At 72.5% G+C, this 19,381-nt stretch carries 17 protein-coding genes and 3 pseudogenes; 13 read left to right on the forward strand and 7 right to left on the reverse strand.

The genetic code is table 11. The features are described 5' to 3' along the window. Positions 1-98: 98 nt before the first annotated feature. The 3 genes from GA0074692_RS20250 to GA0074692_RS20260 are packed head-to-tail and all read right to left on the reverse strand — an operon-like array spanning position 99 to position 3,405. Positions 99-785: a DUF4328 domain-containing protein gene (locus GA0074692_RS20250; RefSeq protein ID WP_141725356.1), complete on the reverse strand. Its 687-nt coding sequence runs from the start codon at positions 783-785 to the stop codon at positions 99-101. 51 nt (positions 786-836) lie between these two features. Beyond that, positions 837-2,246 carry an amidase gene (locus GA0074692_RS20255; protein WP_091646771.1) on the reverse strand — a complete coding sequence of 470 codons (1,410 nt, stop codon included), beginning with the start codon at positions 2,244-2,246 and terminating at the stop codon, positions 837-839. Between the two features lie 16 nt (positions 2,247-2,262). Continuing rightward, entirely contained in the window at positions 2,263-3,405 is a 1,143-nt protein-coding gene (locus tag GA0074692_RS20260) for a cystathionine gamma-synthase (protein WP_091646772.1), read from the reverse strand. Positions 3,406-3,514: 109 nt separating this feature from the next. Here GA0074692_RS20260 and GA0074692_RS20265 point away from each other — a divergent pair, with 109 nt between their 5' ends. Next, the gene (locus GA0074692_RS20265) at positions 3,515-3,937 is read left to right on the forward strand and encodes an HIT family protein (RefSeq protein WP_091646773.1); all 423 of its coding nucleotides are present in this window, start codon (positions 3,515-3,517) and stop codon (positions 3,935-3,937) included. Here the strand turns inward: GA0074692_RS20265 and GA0074692_RS20270 are convergent. Further along, positions 3,895-4,506 carry a GNAT family N-acetyltransferase gene (locus GA0074692_RS20270; RefSeq protein WP_091646774.1) on the reverse strand — a complete coding sequence of 204 codons (612 nt, stop codon included), beginning with the start codon at positions 4,504-4,506 and terminating at the stop codon, positions 3,895-3,897. The two genes, GA0074692_RS20265 and GA0074692_RS20270, sit on opposite strands and share 43 nt — an antisense overlap. 179 nt (positions 4,507-4,685) lie before the next feature. Here GA0074692_RS20270 and msrA point away from each other — a divergent pair, with 179 nt between their 5' ends. The 9 genes and pseudogenes from msrA (at position 4,686) to GA0074692_RS20310 (ending at position 13,354) form a co-directional block, all read left to right on the forward strand. Continuing rightward, positions 4,686-5,345, forward strand: a complete 660-nt coding sequence (gene msrA / locus GA0074692_RS20275) for a peptide-methionine (S)-S-oxide reductase MsrA (RefSeq protein ID WP_091646775.1) — start codon at positions 4,686-4,688, stop codon at positions 5,343-5,345. A gap of 114 nt (positions 5,346-5,459) precedes the next feature. Beyond that, positions 5,460-5,822, forward strand: a complete 363-nt coding sequence (locus GA0074692_RS20280) for a YciI family protein (RefSeq protein WP_091646776.1) — start codon at positions 5,460-5,462, stop codon at positions 5,820-5,822. Positions 5,823-5,870: 48 nt separating this feature from the next. After that, positions 5,871-5,942: pseudogene (locus GA0074692_RS37020) on the forward strand (peptide-methionine (S)-S-oxide reductase MsrA); the annotation flags it as partial. Between the two features lie 124 nt (positions 5,943-6,066). Next, entirely contained in the window at positions 6,067-6,489 is a 423-nt protein-coding gene (locus GA0074692_RS20285; protein ID WP_091646777.1) for a hypothetical protein, read from the forward strand. A 225-nt stretch (positions 6,490-6,714) separates the two neighbouring features. After that, a complete protein-coding gene (locus tag GA0074692_RS20290; RefSeq protein WP_091646778.1) occupies positions 6,715-8,499 on the forward strand; it encodes an N-acetylglutaminylglutamine amidotransferase in 1,785 nt (594 codons plus the stop codon). Between the two features lie 2 nt (positions 8,500-8,501). Further along, entirely contained in the window at positions 8,502-10,385 is a 1,884-nt protein-coding gene (gene ngg / locus GA0074692_RS20295) for an N-acetylglutaminylglutamine synthetase (RefSeq protein ID WP_091646779.1), read from the forward strand. Continuing rightward, on the forward strand, positions 10,382-11,590 hold the full coding sequence (locus GA0074692_RS20300; protein WP_091646780.1) for an osmoprotectant NAGGN system M42 family peptidase: 1,209 nt from the start codon (positions 10,382-10,384) through the stop codon (positions 11,588-11,590). The genes ngg and GA0074692_RS20300 overlap by 4 nt, the downstream gene beginning before the upstream one ends. A gap of 317 nt (positions 11,591-11,907) precedes the next feature. Then, positions 11,908-12,840, forward strand: a complete 933-nt coding sequence (locus GA0074692_RS20305) for a ribonuclease Z (protein WP_091646781.1) — start codon at positions 11,908-11,910, stop codon at positions 12,838-12,840. Then, positions 12,837-13,354 (forward strand): annotated as a pseudogene (locus tag GA0074692_RS20310) (N-acetyltransferase family protein). The gene GA0074692_RS20305 and the pseudogene GA0074692_RS20310 overlap by 4 nt, the downstream one beginning before the upstream one ends. Before the next feature lie 189 nt (positions 13,355-13,543). Here GA0074692_RS20310 and GA0074692_RS20320 read toward each other — a convergent pair. Both GA0074692_RS20320 and GA0074692_RS20325 read right to left on the reverse strand, forming a co-directional pair. Beyond that, positions 13,544-14,914 carry a cystathionine beta-synthase gene (locus tag GA0074692_RS20320; protein WP_091646782.1) on the reverse strand — a complete coding sequence of 457 codons (1,371 nt, stop codon included), beginning with the start codon at positions 14,912-14,914 and terminating at the stop codon, positions 13,544-13,546. 74 nt (positions 14,915-14,988) lie between these two features. Then, the gene (locus GA0074692_RS20325) at positions 14,989-15,345 is read right to left on the reverse strand and encodes a YkvA family protein (RefSeq protein ID WP_091646783.1); all 357 of its coding nucleotides are present in this window, start codon (positions 15,343-15,345) and stop codon (positions 14,989-14,991) included. Positions 15,346-15,536: 191 nt separating this feature from the next. Here GA0074692_RS20325 and GA0074692_RS20330 point away from each other — a divergent pair. The 3 genes and pseudogenes from GA0074692_RS20330 to GA0074692_RS20340 form a co-directional block, all read left to right on the forward strand. Then, a pseudogene (locus GA0074692_RS20330) lies at positions 15,537-16,583 on the forward strand (SGNH/GDSL hydrolase family protein); the annotation flags it as partial. Between the two features lie 221 nt (positions 16,584-16,804). Beyond that, positions 16,805-17,608: an SGNH/GDSL hydrolase family protein gene (locus GA0074692_RS20335; protein ID WP_091646784.1), complete on the forward strand. Its 804-nt coding sequence runs from the start codon at positions 16,805-16,807 to the stop codon at positions 17,606-17,608. Between the two features lie 119 nt (positions 17,609-17,727). Next, positions 17,728-18,990, forward strand: coding sequence for an acetyl-CoA C-acetyltransferase (locus tag GA0074692_RS20340; protein WP_091646785.1), 1,263 nt, complete (start codon positions 17,728-17,730; stop codon positions 18,988-18,990). A gap of 16 nt (positions 18,991-19,006) precedes the next feature. On the opposite strand, the gene GA0074692_RS20345 is transcribed toward GA0074692_RS20340, so the two are convergent. Then, complete coding sequence (locus GA0074692_RS20345; RefSeq protein WP_245730385.1) at positions 19,007-19,351, reverse strand: hypothetical protein; 345 nt, start codon at positions 19,349-19,351, stop codon at positions 19,007-19,009. Positions 19,352-19,381: the final 30 nt, after the last annotated feature.

The raw sequence follows: 19,381 nt of genomic DNA on the forward strand, positions 1-19,381 counted from the left end.
CGCGGCCGGCACGGTCATGCCGGGGGTCACTGGTCCGAGCGGGCGGGCCCGGTCGATCCGGGCCTGCTGCGCGGCCGAAACCCGCCGGATCAGCACGATCAGGGTGGCTCCACCATCGGCAGGATGCTCCGGTTCAGCGCCGCCGAGTACTGGTCGGCGTACTGGAGGAACTCCGACCGAATGGTCGGGTACTCCGGCAGCCGCTCGAACTCCCGCGCCGAGACCCGTTCCGCCCACCGCTCGGAAACCAGGAAGACCAGCCAGGCAGCCCACCAGACCCCGACCAGTCGGCCGGTGCCCGGACGCCACACGCTGGCCCGGGTGACGTCCGCGACCACCCGGTACGGCACGACGAAGTTGACCAGCGGGATCAGCCAGCCGCCGATCGCCCAACCCGCGCCGAGGCCCGGCGCCGAGCCGGGGAAGGCGTCCAGGTTCTGCCGGACCCGGTAGGTCCAGACGATGACCAGCACCACGGCGGTCAGGTACACGAGCAGGTACGGGACGCTCGCGGCCAGCTCGACGAAACCGGCGATCAGCAGGGTGTCCTGGTCCTCGGTACGCGCGGCCCGCTCGGCCAGCGACCGGCCGACCAGCGCGGTGAGAGACCCCAGCAGGTAGCACAGCGTGGTGGCACCAACCGCCACCGAGGCGGCCAGCCCGACCCCACGCACCGACCGGGTCGGCACCTCGGGATGCACCGCCGGGGCACCGACCGGCGTACCGCAGACCGGGCAGTCACTCACCCGGGGCGAGGTCTCGCCACCGCAGGTCGCGCATCGCATGGGCAGGCCGTCCTCGCTGTGCGGGTCATCGGGCCGGCCCACATTAGATGATCACGCGGGGGCTGGCGACTCCGTTCCGACCCGTGGGTAGCCGGGGGCATGCCGCGCCCACGGGGCCTGCATCTCGAACTGGCCGGCCACGCCGAGCAGCAGCAGCTCCGAGCCGGGCGGGCCGACGAGCTGCACCGCCACGGGCAGGCCGTCGGGACGCCGTCCCACCGGCACCACCAGCGCCGGCAGGCCGGCCATGTTCCACGGCGCGGCGTACGGGGCGTACCGGATGTTGGCGCTCATGTTCGACCGCCAGGACCGGCCCGACCAGCCCTGCGCCGACGGTGGTGTGCTGGCGAGCGCCGGGGTGAGCAACAGGTCGACCGAGTGGTCGGCGAAGAAACCGATCGACCGGTCCCGCCAGGCGGCCCGGTCGGACTCGCGCACGTAGCCCCGGCGCTGCGCCCACTCCCCCAGCGCGACGTGCCGACGGCTACGCCGCTGGAGGTGCCGCCGGTCCAGGCCGGCGTCCCGGACGTCGACGGCGGCGGCGGCGAACCAGGTCGCGATGCCCTGGAGGCCGAGCCTGGTCGGGTACACCGGGTCGGCCGGCACGGTGTCGTGCCCGGCGGCGGCGAGCAGCCGGCCGGCGGCGGCGACCGCGTCCCGGTTGGGCTGGTCGGCGGCGACGCCCCGGACCGGCGAACGGAGCGAGACGCCCACCCGCAGCCGCTGCGGCGGCACCAGCTTCTCCTGGGGACGGCCGGCGAGCACCTGGAAGCCCACCGCCGCGTCGGCCACCGTGGTGGTCAGCATGCCGTGCTCGGCCAGCCCGAACCAGCTCTCCTCGCCGATCTGCCAGGGCACCACGCCCCGGCCGGGCTTGAGCCCGACCAGGCCGCAGCAGGCCGCCGGGATGCGGATCGAGCCGAGGCCGTCGTTGGCGTGCGCGATCGGCACCAGCCCGGCGGCCACCGCCGCGGCGGCGCCGCCGGACGAACCGCCCGGCGTACGGCTCAGGTCCCAGGGGTTGCGGGTGACCGCCGTCTCGTCGTCGGTCACCGCCCACAACCCGAGTTCCGGCATCCGGGTGACGCCGAGGATGACCGCGCCCGCGCCGCGCAGCCGGCGGACCACCTCGTGGTCGCGCTCGGCGACCGGGGTCCGTACGGCGGCCGAGCCACGCCAGGTGGGCAGGCCGGCGACCGGGGTGTTCTCCTTCACCGCGATCGGCACCCCGGCCAGCGGCAGGTTGGCCAGATCCTCCTGCTCGTCGACCTTCTCCGCCTCGGTGATCGCCTCCCCGCCGCGTACCGTGCGGAACGCGGCGAGGTCGGCGTCGGCGCGGGCGACGTGGTCGAGGTGGTCGGCCACCACCTGGGTCGCCGAGACGTCACCCCGGCGTACGCCCCGGGCGATCTGCTTCGCGGTCGCCCCGACCCAGGTCGGCATGATGTCCTGCACGGCCACCCTCCCCAGCCAGCGGTCAGCCCAGCGCCTGCTCCAGATCGGCGAGCAGGTCGTCGACCGTCTCGATGCCGACAGACAGTCGCACGAGATCGCCGGGAACTTCAAGCGGCGAGCCGGCAGCGCTTGCGTGTGTCATCCGACCCGGGTGCTCGATCAGGGATTCCACCCCGCCGAGGGACTCGGCGAGTACGAACAGCTTGGCCCGGTTGCAGATCTCGACCGCGTGCTCCTCTCCGCCGGTGGCCCGGAAGGAGATCATCCCGCCGAACCGGCGCATCTGCTTGGCGGCCACCTCGTGTCCGGGGTGGGACGGCAGGCCGGGGTAGATCACCTCGGCCACCTTGGCGTGTCCGTCCAGATAGGCGGCGATCCGCTCGGCGTTGTCGCAGTGCCGGTCCATCCGGACGCCGAGGGTCTTGATGCCGCGCAGGGTCAGCCAGGCGTCGAACGGGCCGTTGATCGCGCCCATCGCGTTCTGGTGGTAGCGGAGCTGCTCGCCGAGCTCCCGGTCGGCGACGACCAGGGCACCACCGACCACGTCGGAGTGTCCGCCGACGTACTTGGTGGTGGAGTGGACCACCACGTCCGCGCCGTGCGTGATCGGCTGTTGCAGGTACGGCGAAGCGAAGGTGTTGTCGACCACCAGCAGCGCCCCGGCGTCGTGCGCGATACCGGCCAGGACGGCGATGTCGGCGATGCCGAGCAGCGGGTTGGTCGGCGTCTCCAGCCAGACGATCCGGGTGCTGCCGGGGCGGATCGCGGCCCGTACCGCGTCCGGGTCGGAGACCTTGGCGGGGGTGTAGGCCAGCCCCCACCGCTCGGCGACCTTCGCGAAGAGCCGGTAGGTGCCGCCGTACGCGTCGTCCGGGATCACCACGTGGTCCCCCGGCTTGCAGACGGTCCGCAGCAGGGTGTCCTCGGCGGCGAGACCGCTGGCGAAGGCCAGGCCGACCGCGCCGTTCTCGAGGGCGGCCAGGCACTCCTGGAGGGCGTCCCGGGTGGGGTTGCCGGAGCGGCTGTACTCGTAACCCAGCCGGGGCGCGCCGACGGCGTCCTGGGCGTACGTGCTGGTCTGGTAGATCGGTGGGATCACCGCGCCGGTGCGGGCCTCCGGGTCCTGGCCGGCGTGGATCGCGAGCGTCTCGAAGCCGTGACTCATTCCCCAGACGCTAGTCCCTTCACCGCCCTTCCGGAGTCCGGGCAGTGTGCCGGCGGGTCGCCGGGCAAGACAGCGGCACCGGCAAGCCTCGCGCGGCTAGGTTGGGCCGGTGGCGGGGTGTGTGTTCTGCGGGATCGTGGCGGGTGACGTGCCCGCGTTCCGGGTGGCCGACGAGCCGGATGGGGTGGCGTTCCTGGACACCCGCCCGGTGTTCAAGGGGCATCTGCTGGTGGTGCCGCGAGCCCATCTGGTGACCCTGGCCGATCTGCCGTCGGAGTCCATCGCCGGCTACTTCGGGCTGGTCCGCCGACTGGCCGTGGCGGTCGAGGCCGGGCTGGACGCGGGCGGCACCTTCGTGGCGATGAACAACAAGGTCTCCCAGTCGGTGCCGCACCTGCACACCCACGTGGTGCCCCGGACGAAGGGGGACGGGCTGCGCGGCTTCTTCTGGCCGCGAACCCGCTACGCCGACGACACCGAGGCACGCTCCTACGCCGACCGGGTCGCCGCCGCCCTACCCGGAAGTGCATAGCGGGTGATCCAGAGACCGGGGACGGGCTCAGCGTCGCCGAGGGCGGTGAAGCCGAACGACTCGTAGAGTGCCCGCGCCGGCCGGTTTGCCCGCCCGGTGGCGACGAGCACGGTACGGTCGCCGGCCCGGGTCAGCAGCGCGCCGACCAGCGCCCGGCCGACGCCGCGCCGATGGGCCGCCGGGTCGACGACGAGCCGGTCGATGTCGAGCGTCGTCGCGTCCTCGGTCCAGGCCACCGCTCCGACCAGCCGACCGGCGGGCTCGTACGGTCGGGCGGGAACCGTGTCCGGCGGCCCGACGCGCGAATCGGTCCCGGCAGGGACGGGCGGCTCGCCCCCGGCAGGGACGGGCGGTTCGCCCCCGGCAGGGACAGGCGGTTCGCCGCTGGGGGTGAAGGCGCCGAGCCAGCGCAGCGGCGCGGCCCGCAGTTCGTCGAGGCTCTCCCACAGGGTGGGGATGCGGTCGTCACCGATCAGTGCCGCCTCCACCGCGTACGCGGCGCGCTGCACCCGCAGCAGGTCCCCTGCGACCGTCCCGTCCACGCCCGGATTCAGCTGTCTGACGTCCATGGCAGGTGATCGTGGCAGCAATCGGCCCTCCTGGGGGCCGTTGGCCACCGCGATCGCCGTGGACCCGCGCCTGGCCGAAGCCGTGGGAACGGCTGAGCGGGGGCCTGATCATCGGGCGGACGGGTAAGGACGTGGGGCCCGCTGGCGTTGCAGGATAGACAGATACGAGAGGAGTCATCGTGTTCCTGCGCCGCATGAAGGCCGAAATGATCACGCCCGACCATGCTCTACCCGGCCGACCGGTCGCGATGCCGGTCAGCGACCGGCACGAGGTACTCGGCACCCCGATGAAGGGCCCGTTCCCGGAGGGCGCGCAGGTCGCCGTCTTCGGGATGGGCTGTTTCTGGGGTGCGGAGCGGCTGTTCTGGCGACTCCCCGGTGTGATCACCACCTCCGTCGGGTACGCGGGCGGCTACACCCCGAACCCGACGTACGAGGAGGTCTGCTCGGGGCGTACCGGGCACGCCGAGGTGGTCGAGGTGGTCTACGACCCGTCGAAGATCGCCTACGAGGACCTGCTCAAGGTCTTCTGGGAGAACCACGACCCGACCCAGGGCATGCGTCAGGGCAACGACGTCGGCACCCAGTACCGGTCGACCATCTACACCACCACCGACGAGCAGCTCGCCGCCGCGCAGGCTTCCCGGGACGCGTTCGCCCCGATCGTGGCCCGCGCCGGCCGGGGTGAGATCACCACGGAGATCGGCAAGCTCGGTGACTACTTCTTCGCCGAGGAGTACCACCAGCAGTATCTCGCCCCGACCAGGAACCCGAACGGCTACTGCAACCACGGCCCGAACGGCATGACGTGCCCGGTGGGCGTGGCGAAGACCGCCTGACCTTGCCGCCAACATCGATGTGACGTTTTTCAGCCCGAGGTGTCGCATCGGCCCGACGCCGTTCGTAGCGAAGATGGGGCGAACAGAGGGTCCGCCCGAGACGAGGGAGCAGACATGGCCGAGTACCTCATCTACTTCAACCAGCAGTGGGTGGGTGACCACACTGAGGAGTGGTTCCGGGGGCGCGGGCCACTCGCCATGGCGGTCGTGAAGGAGATCAAGGCCGCCGGGGCGTACGTGTTCGCCGGGGGCCTTGAGGAAGACGGCCCCGTCTTCAGTGCCGATGCCACGAGCGGCACACTTATGTTCACCGACGGGCCCTACGTCGAAACCAAGGAGTGGCTGGGCGGGCTAACCGTGGTGGACGTGGCAGACGAGGCAACGGCCCGGATATGGGCCGGCAAGATCGCGGAAGCATGCGGCTGGCCCCAGGAGGTCCGAAGGTTCGGCCGCGGGCCGCACCCCGATGATGAGTGAGTGGGCAGTCGGCGGTCCAGCTACGAATCGCTACACCCTGCGCCAGAGTCCAAGAGCCCGAACGGCTACTGCAACCACGGCCCGAACGGGCTGAGCTGCCCGGTCGGTGTCGCCAGGACGGTCTGGCCCTTCGGTCGCTCTGGGCGCGGATCCACGGGATCCGCGCCCAGAGCTGTCAACCCGGGGCCTGGCCCGCGAAGCACCGGGCGTTGTGTCGGGAGCGGCATTGCTGCACGCTGTCCCTGTGCGGACGATGGGCTACCCAGCTGAGTTCCGCGAGACGCCGTGGCCGCAGATCGAAGGCCAACTCGGCGAGTGGTGCGCCCGTTCGCCGGAGATGCGACCGGTGCTGGATATCGCCAGGAGCGTCCTCTTCTCTGGAGCCGACGCCCAACTGGCCGGATTGTTGTCCATGACGGACCTGGTCGTGGTCCCGAGACCGGTGCCCAACCCGCCGTACGACGAAGTAATCGTCCGCTACCAGGGCCCGTGGATCACGGTCGAGACGCTTACCCACAACGGCAGGAACGACCGAATCCGACGCCCAGCCGAGGACGCCGTCCCCCTGTTCTGGCGCTTCATGATCAAAAAGTTCGGAATCCATCCCTCACCCAGCGGAGCGCCACCGGACGAAGAAGCGACCTCGGTGCCCCACCCCTCAGGATGACGGATCTTGACTGATGGTCTCGGCACTACATCGCTGTGGCCGGACGCTGGGAGGTTCTTCACAACCAGCCGGATGCGCAAAAGGGTCACTCCACGCCTGACGGACATGGAAGCCCTCGATGATCCACCACAACTCGCGACGGGTCGCGCATTCTAGCAACCTGCCTATCCGGCAGCCATCAGCTCAACAGGCGGACCACGCTGACCTCTGGCAGCATTCGTTGACATGTGCGGACTGGCTGGGGAGATCCGTCGGGACGGCTCACGCGCCGACGTCGCGGCGGTGGAGCGGATGGCGGCGACCATGCACGACCGGGGCCCCGACGGCGGCGGAGTGTGGGCGCAGGGGCCGGTCGCCCTCGGCCACCAACGACTGAAGATCATCGACCTCTCCGCAGCCAGCGGACAGCCTCTCGTCGACCCGGCCGCCGGGCTGGCCGGCGTCTTCAACGGCTGCGTCTACAACTACCGCGAACTGCGCGCCGAACTTCAGGCGCGGGGTCACACGTTCTTCTCCTCGGGAGACACCGAGGTGGTGCTCAAGGCGTACGCCGAGTGGCGGGACGACTTCGTCGACCACCTGGTCGGCATGTTCGCCGTGGCGATCGTCGAACGGGACACCGGCCGCCTCGTCCTCGCCCGGGACCGGCTCGGCATCAAGCCGCTCTACCTGGCCGAGACCCCCGACCGGGTGCGCTTCGCCAGCACCCTGCCGGCGATCCTGGCCGGCGGCGGCGTGGACACCACCATCGACCCGGTCGCCCTCGCCCACTACCTGAGCTTCCACAGCATCGTGCCGCCGCCACGCACCATCCTGCGCGGCGTCGCCAAGCTCCCGCCGGCCACCATCCGGGCGTACGAGCCGGACGGGCGGGTCACCGAGCGGGTCTACTGGGACCCGTCGTTCACCCGCCACCCCGACCGGCTCGACTGGTCGGAGCGGGACTGGCAGGACGCCCTGCACGAGTCGCTGACCACGGCGGTCCGCCGCCGGATGGTCGCCGACGTGCCGGTCGGCGTCCTGCTCTCCGGTGGCCTGGACTCCAGCCTGGTCGTGGCGCTCCTCGCCGAGCAGGGGCAGCGCGGCCTGGCCACCTTCTCCATCGGCTTCGAGGCGGTCGGCGGCCGGGAGGGCGACGAGTTCCGCTACTCCGACCTGGTGGCGAAGACCTTCGACACCGACCACCACCAGATCCGGATCGCCGCGAACGACCTCGTCCCGCCGCTCGAGGCGGCCGTCGCGGCGATGAGCGAACCGATGGTCAGCCACGACTGCGTGGCGTTCTACCTGCTCAGCGAGACGGTCTCCCGGCACGTCAAGGTGGTCCAGTCCGGCCAGGGCGCGGACGAGATCCTCGGCGGCTACCACTGGTACCCGCCGCTGGCCCGCATCGACCGGGACGCGGCGCTCGACACGTACGCGAAGGCGTTCTTCGACCGGGACGCGGCCGGGCTGGCCCGCGTCCTGAACCCGGCCTGGCTGGCCGACGGCGACCCGGCGCGCGAGTTCGTCGCCGCCCACCTGGCCCGGGCCGGCGCGTCGACCGCGGTCGACGCCGGCCTGCGGATCGACACCCAGATCATGCTGACCGACGACCCGGTGAAGCGGGTCGACAACATGACCATGGCGCACGGCCTGGAAGCCCGGGTCCCCTTCCTCGACCACGAGTTCGTGGAGCTCGCCGCCACCTGCCCGCCCGAGCTGAAGCTCGCCCAGGACGGCAAGGGCGTGCTCAAGGAGATCGGCCGGCGGGTCCTCCCGTGGGAGGTCATCGACCGCCCGAAGGGGTACTTCCCGGTCCCGGGCCTCACCCACCTCGAGGGCAAGGTCCTCGACCGGGTACGCGACGCGCTGCACGCGCCGGAGGCCCGCCGCCGGGACCTGTACCGCGCCGACTACGTCGACGCCCTGCTCACCGACCCGAACGCCGAACTCACCCCGCTGAACGGAAACAAGCTGTGGCAGCTCGGACTCCTGGAAATGTGGCTCCAGAGCCACGGAATCGACTGACCGTGACCGACACCCTGGCAACCGGGGCGGCCCGCACCGACGGGCAGCGGGCCCGGCTGGCTGCCCGTCGGCGGGAACGGGTCGGGCCGGGTGGCGACCCGGTCGCCCCGGGCGAGCCGACCCGCCCGGAGACCGAGACCCGTCCGGCCGGCGACCGTGACGTGGTGCTCGACTGCGGCTGGGGCCGGCTGGTCTTCGGACAGACGTTCCGCGACCCGGCCGCCGTCGCCGACGTGCTCCGCTCCGAGGCCGCCGGCTCCCGGGACATCTGCATCTACCTGCGTGACCCGCACGTGCTGGTCTCCCGGCTGCACGACGAGTTGTTCATCGACCCGTCACTGACGTACCGGCTGCCGTTGAGCCCGGACGCGGGCCCCGGCCCCGGGCCGATCGGCGGTGAGGCGGGCGGCACGGGCGGCGAGGTCGGCGCGGACCTGCCGGGGCTGCGCATCCGCCAGCTCCGCGACGCGGCGGACGCCGACGCGGTGAACCGGATCTACGCCGCCAACGGGATGGTCACCGCTCCGGTGGACGTGCTGGTCGCCAACGCCGCCACCCCGACCTTCCTGCACCTGGTCGCCGAGTCGGCCACCGGGGAGATCGTCGGGACGATCACCGGCGTGGACCACGTCGAGGTCTTCGCCGACCCGGACAACGGGGCGAGCCTGTGGTGCCTGACCGTGGACTTCAACCACGCTCCGCCCGGCACCGGGCAGGCGCTGCTGACCGAACTGGCCGCCCGGCTCACCGACCGGGGTCGGGCCTTCGTCGACCTCTCCGTGCTGGCCGAGAACAGCGGGGCGATCCGTCTCTACGAGCGGCTGGGCTTCTACCGCACCGCCACGCTCTGCGTGAAGCGGAAGAACCCGATCAACGAGCGGCTGTTCCTGCCGTCCCTGCCCGCCGGCTACGACGAGCTGAACCCGTACGCCCGGATCGTCGCCGACGAGGCGATGCGCCGGGGCATCCGGGTGGAGGTCACCGACCCGGCCTGGGGTGAGCTGCGACTGACCAGCGGCGGGCGGACGATCCTGACCCGTGAGTCGCTCTCCGAACTGACCTCGGCGGTGGCGATGAGCCGCTGCGACGACAAGCGGGTGACCCGGCGGATCCTCACCGAGGCGGGGCTCGCCGTGCCGCGCGGCCGGACGGCCACCGGGGACGACGCGGACGAGGCGTTCCTGGCCGAGGTCGGCGCGGTGGTGGTCAAGCCGGCCCGGGGTGAACAGGGCAACGGCATCACGGTCGGGGTGCGTACGGCCGACGCGCTGCGCACCGCCGTCGAGCTGGCCCGGCGGTACTGCCCGGACGTGCTGGTCGAGGAGCTGCGCGCCGGCGAGGACCTGCGGGTGGTCGTGATCGACCACGAGGTGGTCGCGGCGGCCGTACGGCGCCCCGCGTCGGTCACCGGCGACGGGGTGCACGACGTCACCGAGCTGATCGAACGGCAGAGCCGCCGCCGGGCCGCCGCCACCGGTGGCGAGTCCCGCATCCCGATCGACGACATGACCCGCGAGGTGGTCGCCGAGGCCGGGTACGGCATGCACGACGTGCTCCCCGAGGGCACCGTGCTCGCCGTCCGGCGCACCGCGAACCTGCACACCGGCGGCACCATCCACGACGTGACCGGGGAACTGCACCCAGAGGTCGCCGAGGCGTGCGTGGCGGCCAGCCGGGCGCTGGACATCCCGGTCACCGGGCTGGACCTGCTGGTCACCGCCCCAGACCAGCCGGAGCACGTGTTCATCGAGGCGAACGAGCGGCCGGGGCTGGCCAACCACGAGCCCCAGCCGACCGCCGAGCGGTTCGTGGACCTCCTGTTCCCGGGCACCCGGGCACCGCACCGGCTCTGGTCCCCGGCCGGTACGGCATCCTCGACGGCATGACCGAACGTCGTCCCGTCCCGCTCCCGCTCGACCTGGACTACCTGCGGCAGGTGCTGCTGGAACTCCTGGAGATCCCCAGCCCGTCGGGGCGTACCGACCACGTGCAGCAGTACGTGGGCGAACGGCTCTCCGCCCTCGGGATCGCGTCCACGCTGACCCGCCGGGGTGCGCTGAGCGCCTGCCTGCCCGGCCCCCGCTCCACCGGGGCGGACCGGGCGATCGTGGTGCACACCGACACCATCGGCGGGATGGTGAAGCGGCTGAAGGAGAACGGCCGGCTGGAGCTGAAGTCGATCGGTACGCACAGCGCCCGGTTCGCCGAGGGCGCGCACGTACGGATCTTCACCGACGACCTGGACCGGATGGTCACCGGTCAGGTGCTGCCGCTGAAGGCGAGCGGCCACCGCTACAACGAGGCGGTGGACCTCCAGGGGGTCGGCTGGGAGCAGGTGGAGGTCCGGGTCGACGAGCCGGTCGAGGACGAGGCCGGGCTGCGCGCGCTCGGCATCGACGCGGGCGACTTCGTGGCGTTCCTGCCCAACCCGACGATCACCCCCAGCGGGTACGTCAAGTCCCGCCACCTGGACGACAAGGCCGGGGTGGCGGCGGTGCTGACCGCGTTCAAGGCGATGGTCGACGCGGGCGTCCAGCCCCGGGTCACCGCGCACCTGCTGGTCACCGTCACCGAAGAAATCGGGCACGGGGCCAGCCACGGCCTCGACCCGGACGTCGCCGAGATCGTCTCGGTGGACGCGGCGGTGGTCGCCCCGGGGCAGCAGTCCCGGGAGAACGCGGCGACCCTGGCGATGGGCGACGGGGTCGGCCCGTTCGACTACCACCTGACCCGCAACCTCGCCTCGATCGCCGCCGAGCACGGCGTCGACCTGGTCCGGGACGTCTTCGACTACTACCGCTCGGACGTGGCGGCGGCGGTCGAGGCCGGCGCCCACGCCCGGGTGGCGCTGCTCGGCTTCGGGGTGGACGCCACCCACGGCCACGAGCGCACCCACCTGGACGGCCTGCGGCACCTGACCCAACTGCTCTGCCTCTACCTCCAGAGCGACCTGGTCTTTCCGGAGTGGGACGCCGAGCCCGAGGGCGACCTGGCCGACTTCCCGTCGCTGGCGGTGCAGCCGGCGTCCGAGGAGGGACCGCGCCAGGGGCCGATCGGCATCGCCGACGGTCCCGCCACGAACCCGGCCTGACCTGCGTCTCCACGAGGTGACGTAAAACCGTTGCCGCCATGGTCGGGAAGTGGATAGCGTGGCGGTACACGGGAAGGGAGGTGATCCGAAGCTTTGAGTAGTTATCGGACTCGTGAGGTGGCTGTCCGCTAGCCGCTGTCCTTGACAGTCGACCGTCCGTCCTCCGGGGCGGACACAGAAAGATCGTCGAGACCGTGTGGCAGCGGTGCGGCGAATCCAGAACAGCCACCCGACCCCCGGGGTGCCGGCCTAGTCCAGCCGGTCCGCGCGTCAGCGCGGAAGCCCCGGGGGTCGACCCATGTCCGGGGGGATACGCCGTGTCGATGCGCGAACTGACGGTGCTCGGCACCGCCAGCCAGACGCCGACCCGGCAGCGCAACCACAACGGGTATGTGCTGCGCTGGGACGACGAGGTGATCCTCTTCGACCCGGGTGAGGGCAGTCAGCGCCAACTCCTGCACACCACGGTCACCGCCACCGACCTGACCCGGATCTGCGTCACCCACTTCCACGGCGACCACAGCCTCGGGCTGCCCGGGATCATCCAGCGGCTCTCCCTGGACCGGGTGCCGCACCCGGTGGCGGTGCACTTCCCGGCCGGCGGCGCGGAGTACTTCGCCCGACTGCGCTACGCCACCAGCTTCCACGAGGCCGCCGAGTTGCGTCCCGAGCCGGTCACCGCCGACGGGCAGCGGACCGCCCTACGCGGCGGGCTCACCCTCGAGGCCCGCCGGCTGCGCCACCCCATCGAGACGTACGGCTACCGGCTGGTCGAGCCGGACGGCTGCCGGATGCTCCCGGAGCGGCTGGCCGCGTACGGGATCGCCGGGCCGGCCGTCGGGGAGCTGATCCGCGTCGGCCACCTGGACGTGGACGGACGCCGCGTGCACCGGGACGAGGTGAGCGAGCCCCGCCCCGGCCAGCGGTTCGCCTTCGTGATGGACACCGGCCTCTGCGACGCGGTGTACGCCCTGGCCGAACACGCCGACCTGCTGGTGATCGAGTCGACCTTCCTCGAATCGGAGGCCGCGCTCGCCGCCGAGGTCGGGCACCTCACCGCCGCCCAGGCCGCGCGGGTGGCGGCCGAGTCCGGGGTACGCCGACTGGTGCTCACCCACTTCTCCCAGCGGTACGCCGACCCGGCCCGGTTCGCCGCCGAGGCCCGCGAGCACTTCACCGGTGACCTGGTCATCGCCGAGGATCTGGGCACCATCGCGGTGCCACCCCGGCGGGTAGCCTCGGTCGGATGACGCTCACTCTCCGCCACGCCGTCGCCGACGATCTGATGGCGGTCGGCAGCCTGCACCAGCGTTCCCGGGTCGCCGCCTACTCGCCGTTCCTGCCCCGGAGGCGCTGGCCCTGCCCACGCCGGAGATGATGGGTGACTACTGGACGCAGCGCTGGTCGTACGAGCGCGAGGACCACCTGATGACCGTCGCCGAACGCGACAACCGGCTGGTCGGCTTCACCTACGTCGGCCCGGACGGCGAGGACGGCCGGGTCGACCCGCACACCGGCCGGCTCTGCGCGATCCACCTCGACCCGACCGAACAGGGGCGCGGCACCGGCCGGGAGCTGATGGTCGACGCGTTGCACACCATGCGCTCGTGGGGGCACGACCGCGCGGTGCTCTGGGTGCTGCGGGACAACGCGCACGCCCGGCGCTTCTACGAGCGCGGCGGCTGGACGGCCGACGGCCAGGAACGCGACGAGCACTTCGGCCCCGTCGTCACCCGTCAACTCCGCTACGCCCGCACCCTCTGACCAGCACGGGAACCCGGATCAGGGGACTCATGATCCCTCGGTCGCAGGTTCGAGCCCTGCCACGGCCCGCCACCTTCGGTCGACGGCTCGGTCTGACCCAGCGGCAGGTGGCCGAGCTGCTGGGGGACGGTACCGGCTCGGCGGGTGGCGTTCGGCAGGCGAACGCCACCCAGCCGGCGGACGCGATGCTCAGCGGGCGCCGAGGTGGGCCAGCAGGTCCTGCCGGGTGAGCACACCCTTCGGCTTGCCGTCGATCAGCACCAGCGCGGCGTCGGACTTCTCCAGCAGGGCCACCGCCTCGCTGACCGGCTGCCCACCGCCGACCATCGGCAGCGGCTCACCCATGTGCCGCTCGATGGTGTCGTGCAGGTGGGCCTGGCCGGTGAAGAGGGCATCGAGCAGGTCCCGCTCGGCGATCGAGCCGGCCACCTCGCCGGTCACCACCGGCGGCTCGGCCTTGAGCACCGGCAGCTGCGAGACGCCGTACTCACGCATGTAGTCGATGGCGTCCCGGACCGTCTCGGTGGGGTGCACGTGCACCAGCTCGGGCAGGCCGCCCGGCTTGGCGGCGAGCGCGTCGGCGACCGTCGGCTCGTCGCCCTGGGTGGCCAGGAAGCCGTACCGGGCCATCCAGGAGTCGTTGAAGATCTTCGACAGGTAGCCCTTGCCGCTGTCCGGCAGGAGCACCACGATCACGTCGTCCGGGCCGGCGGCGCGGGCCACCTCCAGGGCGGCCACCACGGCCATCCCGCAGGAGCCGCCGACCAGCAGCCCCTCCTCGCGGGCCAGCCGCCGGGTCATCTCGAAGGACGCCTTGTCGGAGACCTCGATGATCTGGTCGGCGAGGGTCTTGTCGTACGTCTCCGGCCAGAAGTCCTCACCGACCCCCTCGACCAGGTACGGCCGGCCGGTGCCACCGGAGTAGACCGAGCCCTCCGGGTCCGCCCCGATCACCTTCACCCGACCGGAGGACGCCTCCTTGAGGTAACGCCCGATGCCGGAGATCGTGCCGCCGGTGCCCACCCCGGCCACGAAGTGGGTCAGCTCACCGCCGGTCTGCTCCCACAGCTCCGGGCCGGTCGTCTCGTAGTGCGAGCGCGGGTTGGCCGGGTTGCTGTACTGGTTGGGCTTCCACGCGCCGGGGATCTCCCGGGCCAGCCGGTCGGAGACGTTGTAGTACGAGCGGGGGTCCTCCGGGGCGACCGCCGTCGGGCAGACCACCACCTCGGCCCCGTACGCCCGCAGCACGTCCTGCTTGTCCTGGCTGACCTTGTCCGGGCAGACGAAGACGCACCGGTAGCCCTTGAGCTGCGCCACCAGGGCCAGCCCGACGCCGGTGTTGCCACTGGTCGGCTCGACGATGGTGCCGCCCGGCTTGAGGATCCCGGCGGCCTCGGCGTCCTCCACCATCCGCAGCGCGATCCGGTCCTTCACCGACCCGCCGGGGTTGAGGTACTCCACCTTCGCCAACACGGTGGCCTGGATACCGGCGGTGACGTTGCGGAGCCTCACCAGCGGGGTGTTGCCGATCAGCTCGACGACGTTGTCGTAGTACTGCACCTCGTTGTGCCCTTCTCCTCCGGTGCCGGCGGCGGCGCCGGGCGACGGTTGGTCGACGCCCAGGGTACGTGGCGTCAGGGCAGGACACTCCCAGGGATCGTGGACGCGCGGCGGGCCTCCCACTCCAGGAACCGCTCGGTCTCGGCCAGCACGCTGCCGGCGATCCAGGTGACCATCACCGCGTCGTCGACCAGCCCGAAGACGGTCAGGAACAGCTCCGGCACCAGGTCGACCGGGGAGACGACGTACGCCGCCGCTGCGGTCATCAGGGCCAGCCGGAGGCCGCCGTCGTACTCGCCCCGCGCGCTGGCCTTGATCATCCGGGGCAGCGCCGCCAGCCGGGCGCCCAGGGACGGACCACCCCTCGCTCCGGACATCAGTGCCCGGGCCAGCGCGGCGAACGCCGCACTCCGCTTCAACGTCCTCGCCATCTCCGTCCCCTCTCTCCTCGACCAGCGTGCCGGTTCGACGCAACCGCCGCCCGGTGCCCGAAGGCCGGCCGGGCGGTCGCCCTGGACGGCCGGCGATCGATGGATTACGTACCCAGACTGTGCCCCCGGCAGGCACCGGAGCGCCACCGCTGGGACAGCGACGTGTCACACCCGCGCGGTAATGTCGGCTCATGGAGGTGGTGGCTGAGTCTGTCGTACCGACCGGTAGTCGCTGGCGACGTGCCCGGCAGGTCGCCCGCTACACGGCGATCGGCGCGGGTGCCACGGCGGCGGCCTTCGTCACCACGACGGGCGTTCTCCTCGGCCAGGCCAAGCAGGCCCGCCGGACGATCCCGATGGCCGAGGCGCCGCCGCCCCGCTGCGATGGGATCTACGGGCCCAAGCTTCCCGGTCGTCCCCTCACCATGGTGCTCCTCGGCGACTCCTCCGCCGCCGGCTACGGGGTGCACCGTCGGCGGGAGACCCTCGGCGCGCTGCTCGCCACCGGCCTGTCCCGCCGGTTGCGGCGGCCGGTGCGGCTGCACCGGTTCGCCGTGGTCGGCAGCCTCTCGGCGGGGCTGCGACACCAGGTCGAGGCCGCTCTGGAGCAGCGCCCCGACCTCGCGGTGATCCTGGTCGGCGGCAACGACGTCACCAACCGGACCCCACCGGCCGTGGCCGTGCGCTACCTGTCCGACGCGGTCCGCAAACTGCGGGCGGCCGGCGCGGAGGTGGTCGTCGGCACCTGCCCCGACCTGGGCACGATCCAGCCGATCCAACCGCCGTTGCGCTGGCTGGCCCGCCGCTGGGGCCGGCAGCTCGCCGCCACCCAGACAGTGGCCGTGGTCGAGGCCGGCGGCTGGACGGTCTCCCTCGGCGACCTGCTCGGCCCCCGGTTCGCGGCGGATCCCACGCGGATGTTCGCCTGGGACAGGTTCCATCCGTCCGCCGAGGGATACGCGATCGCCGCGTCCGCGCTGCTGCCGACGATTCTCTCGGCGCTCGGCGGCGCTCCGGAACGCCGACCGACGCTGGCCCTGGGCGAGGGCGTACGGTCACTGCCACAGGCCGCGCAGGAGGCCGCCCGGCACCCGGGCACCGAGGTCAGCGGCACCCAGGTCAGCGGGCGCGACCGGGGCCCGGCGGGGCGTTGGGCGCAACTACGGCGGCGGGCCTTCGTCGCGGTCGGCGCGCTGCCCGCGCACGCGGGTGAACCAGTGCCACACCAGGCGGCCGACGCGATCCGACCGGCGACGAGCCCGGAGGTCGGCGGCGTGGTCCGCGGGAGCCCGGAGCCGGGCGACGCGGTCCGACCGGCCGACAGCCCCCGGCCAGGTACGACGGCCCGCTTGGCCGACGACCCGGAGACAGGTGACGGCGCCCGACCGGCTGACAGTCCCGAAGCAGGTGACGTGGTCCGACCGGTCGACCGCCCGGAGACAGCAGTGGAGGGACGAGGATGAGCGAGCGGAACACCCGCACCGAGCTGGCGGTCCGGCTGGGCCGGGCGGCGGCCCTCTCCCTGCTGGCCGGCACGGTCGGCGGCGCGGCGGTCCTCGCTGGAGAGGCCATCGTCGCGCGCACCCGCCGGTACGCCGAGCCCGAACTCGGCCTCGCACTGCGGGCGACGGTGGGGCCGACGGACGCGCCGCCGCTTCGGCTGGTCCTGCTCGGCGACTCGGCCGCCCTCGGCGTCGGAGTGCAACGTCTCGACGACACGATCGGCGGCCAGTTGGGCAACCTGCTCGCCGAGGGGCCGAACGGCCGACGGGTGCACCTGTCCAGCGTCGGGGTTTCCGGGTCCCGTTCCACCGACCTGGCCACCCAGGTGGCCCGGGCCCTGCTCGGCCCCCGGCCGGACGTGGCGGTGATCCTCATCGGGGCGAACGACGCCACCGCCCTTCGCCGGCCGTCCGAGGCGGCGGCGTACCTGGGCGGGGCGGTCCGGCGGCTGTGTGACGCCGGGGTGGAGGTCGTGGTCGGCACTTGCCCCGACCTCGGTGCGGTCCGGGCGGTCGCCCCGCCGCTGCGTCAGGTGCTCGGCTGGTCCGGGCGGCGTACCGCGCGGGCGCAGACCGTGGCGGTACTGGAGGCCGGGGGCACGGTGGTGGACCTCGCCGCCGAGACCGGTGCGGTCTTCCGGGCCGACGCCGGGACGCTCTGCCACGACGGGTACCACCCGTCCGCCGACGGCTACCGGGTCTGGGCACACGCGCTGCTCCCGGCGGTCGCCGCCGCCGCAGCCGTCGCCTCGTCCCGCTGACCGTCCGCCGGCCGGTGGGACCCGGTCAACGACGCCTCGTCCCCGCCGGTCGGTCGGTGGCGTCCGGGTGAGCGGCGCCTCACTTCCACCACAAGTTACCGACCAGTTAACGTTGGCTCATGTCGACCGAGTCGTCCCGCGACGCCGTCATCGTCGCCACCGCCCGCTCCCCCATCGGCCGGGCGTACAAGGGTTCCCTCCGCGACGTCCGCCCGGACGACCTCGCGGCGACCATCATCCGGGCCGCGCTGGACAAGGTGCCCCAGCTCGACCCCACCGAGATCGACGACCTCTACCTCGGATGCGGGCTGCCCGGCGGCGAGCAGGGCTTCAACATGGCCCGGGTGGTCGCCACGCTGCTCGGGCTGGACACCCTGCCCGGCGCGACCCTGACCCGGTACTGCGCCTCGTCGTTGCAGACCACGCGGATGGCGATGCACGCGATCCGGGCCGGCGAGGGGGACGTGTTCGTCTCCGCCGGGGTCGAGTGTGTCTCCCGGTACGTCCGGGGCAACTCCGACGTCCTGCCGCCCGAGGCGCAGGAACTGGTCGGCGGTGGTTGGGAGAATCCCCGCTTCGCGGGGGCGCGGGAGCGGTCGGGCCGACGGGCGGCCGGCGGCGCGGAGGTCTGGACCGACCCGCGCGCAGCCGGTGAGCTGCCCGACATCTACCTCGCCATGGGGCAGACCGCGGAGAACCTGGCCCAGGCGTACGACGTGACCCGCGCCGACATGGACGAGTTCGGTGTCCGTAGCCAGAACCTCGCCGAGAAGGCGATCGCCGACGGCTTCTGGGCCCGGGAGATCACCCCGGTCACCACCCCGGACGGCACGGTGGTCAGCGCCGACGACGGCCCCCGCCCCGGGGTGACCCTGGACGGGGTTGCCGGGTTGAAGCCGGTGTTCCGCCCGGACGGCCGGATCACCGCCGGCAACTGCTGCCCGCTGAACGACGGCGCCGCCGCCGTGGTGATCATGAGCGCCCAGCGGGCGGCGGACCTGGGCATCACCCCGCTGGCCCGGATCGTCTCCACCGGCGTCACCGCGCTCTCCCCCGAGATCATGGGGCTCGGTCCGGTCGAGGCGAGCCGGCAGGCGTTGCGGCGTGCCGGCATGACCATCGACGACATCGACCTGGTGGAAATCAACGAGGCGTTCGCCGCCCAGGTGATCCCGTCGTACCGGCAGCTCGACATCCCGCTGGAGAAGCTGAACGTGATGGGTGGCGCGATCGCCGTCGGTCACCCGTTCGGCATGACGGGGGCCCGGATCACCGGCACCCTGCTCAACGCCCTCCAGTGGCACGACAGGTCGATCGGACTGGAGACGATGTGCGTCGGCGGCGGCCAGGGCATGGCCATGGTCCTGGAGCGGTTGAGCTGATGCGCTGAGCGATCACTCACAGGACGGTCCGGGTCGCCGTCACCTCGGCGGCGGCCCAGGTCAACGCCTCGGGCGCGGGTTCCGTGGCGACCAGGTCGGCGGCGACCACCCGGAGCTGGTCGGGCAGGGCCAGGTCGTTGTCCAGCCGGGGTACGGTCCGACGCGGCTGACCCTCGACGTCGGCGGCCAGGTTGGCGAGCTCCTGCACGAGCTTGTGCACCAGGTCGGCCCGGGAGACATTGCCATCGACGGTCAGCGCTGCCCAGCGCGGCGGCTGCCAGTGCCCGACCTGCCGGACCAGCAGGTCCACCGCCCGGTCCAGTTCCGCCGCCGGGCCCGGCTCGGTCGCCGTCGGGTTCACCGGACACCGGTCCGTTCCGCCGGGTGCGTC

The organism is Micromonospora pallida (genome assembly GCF_900090325.1).
Taxonomy (GTDB): domain Bacteria; phylum Actinomycetota; class Actinomycetes; order Mycobacteriales; family Micromonosporaceae; genus Micromonospora; species Micromonospora pallida.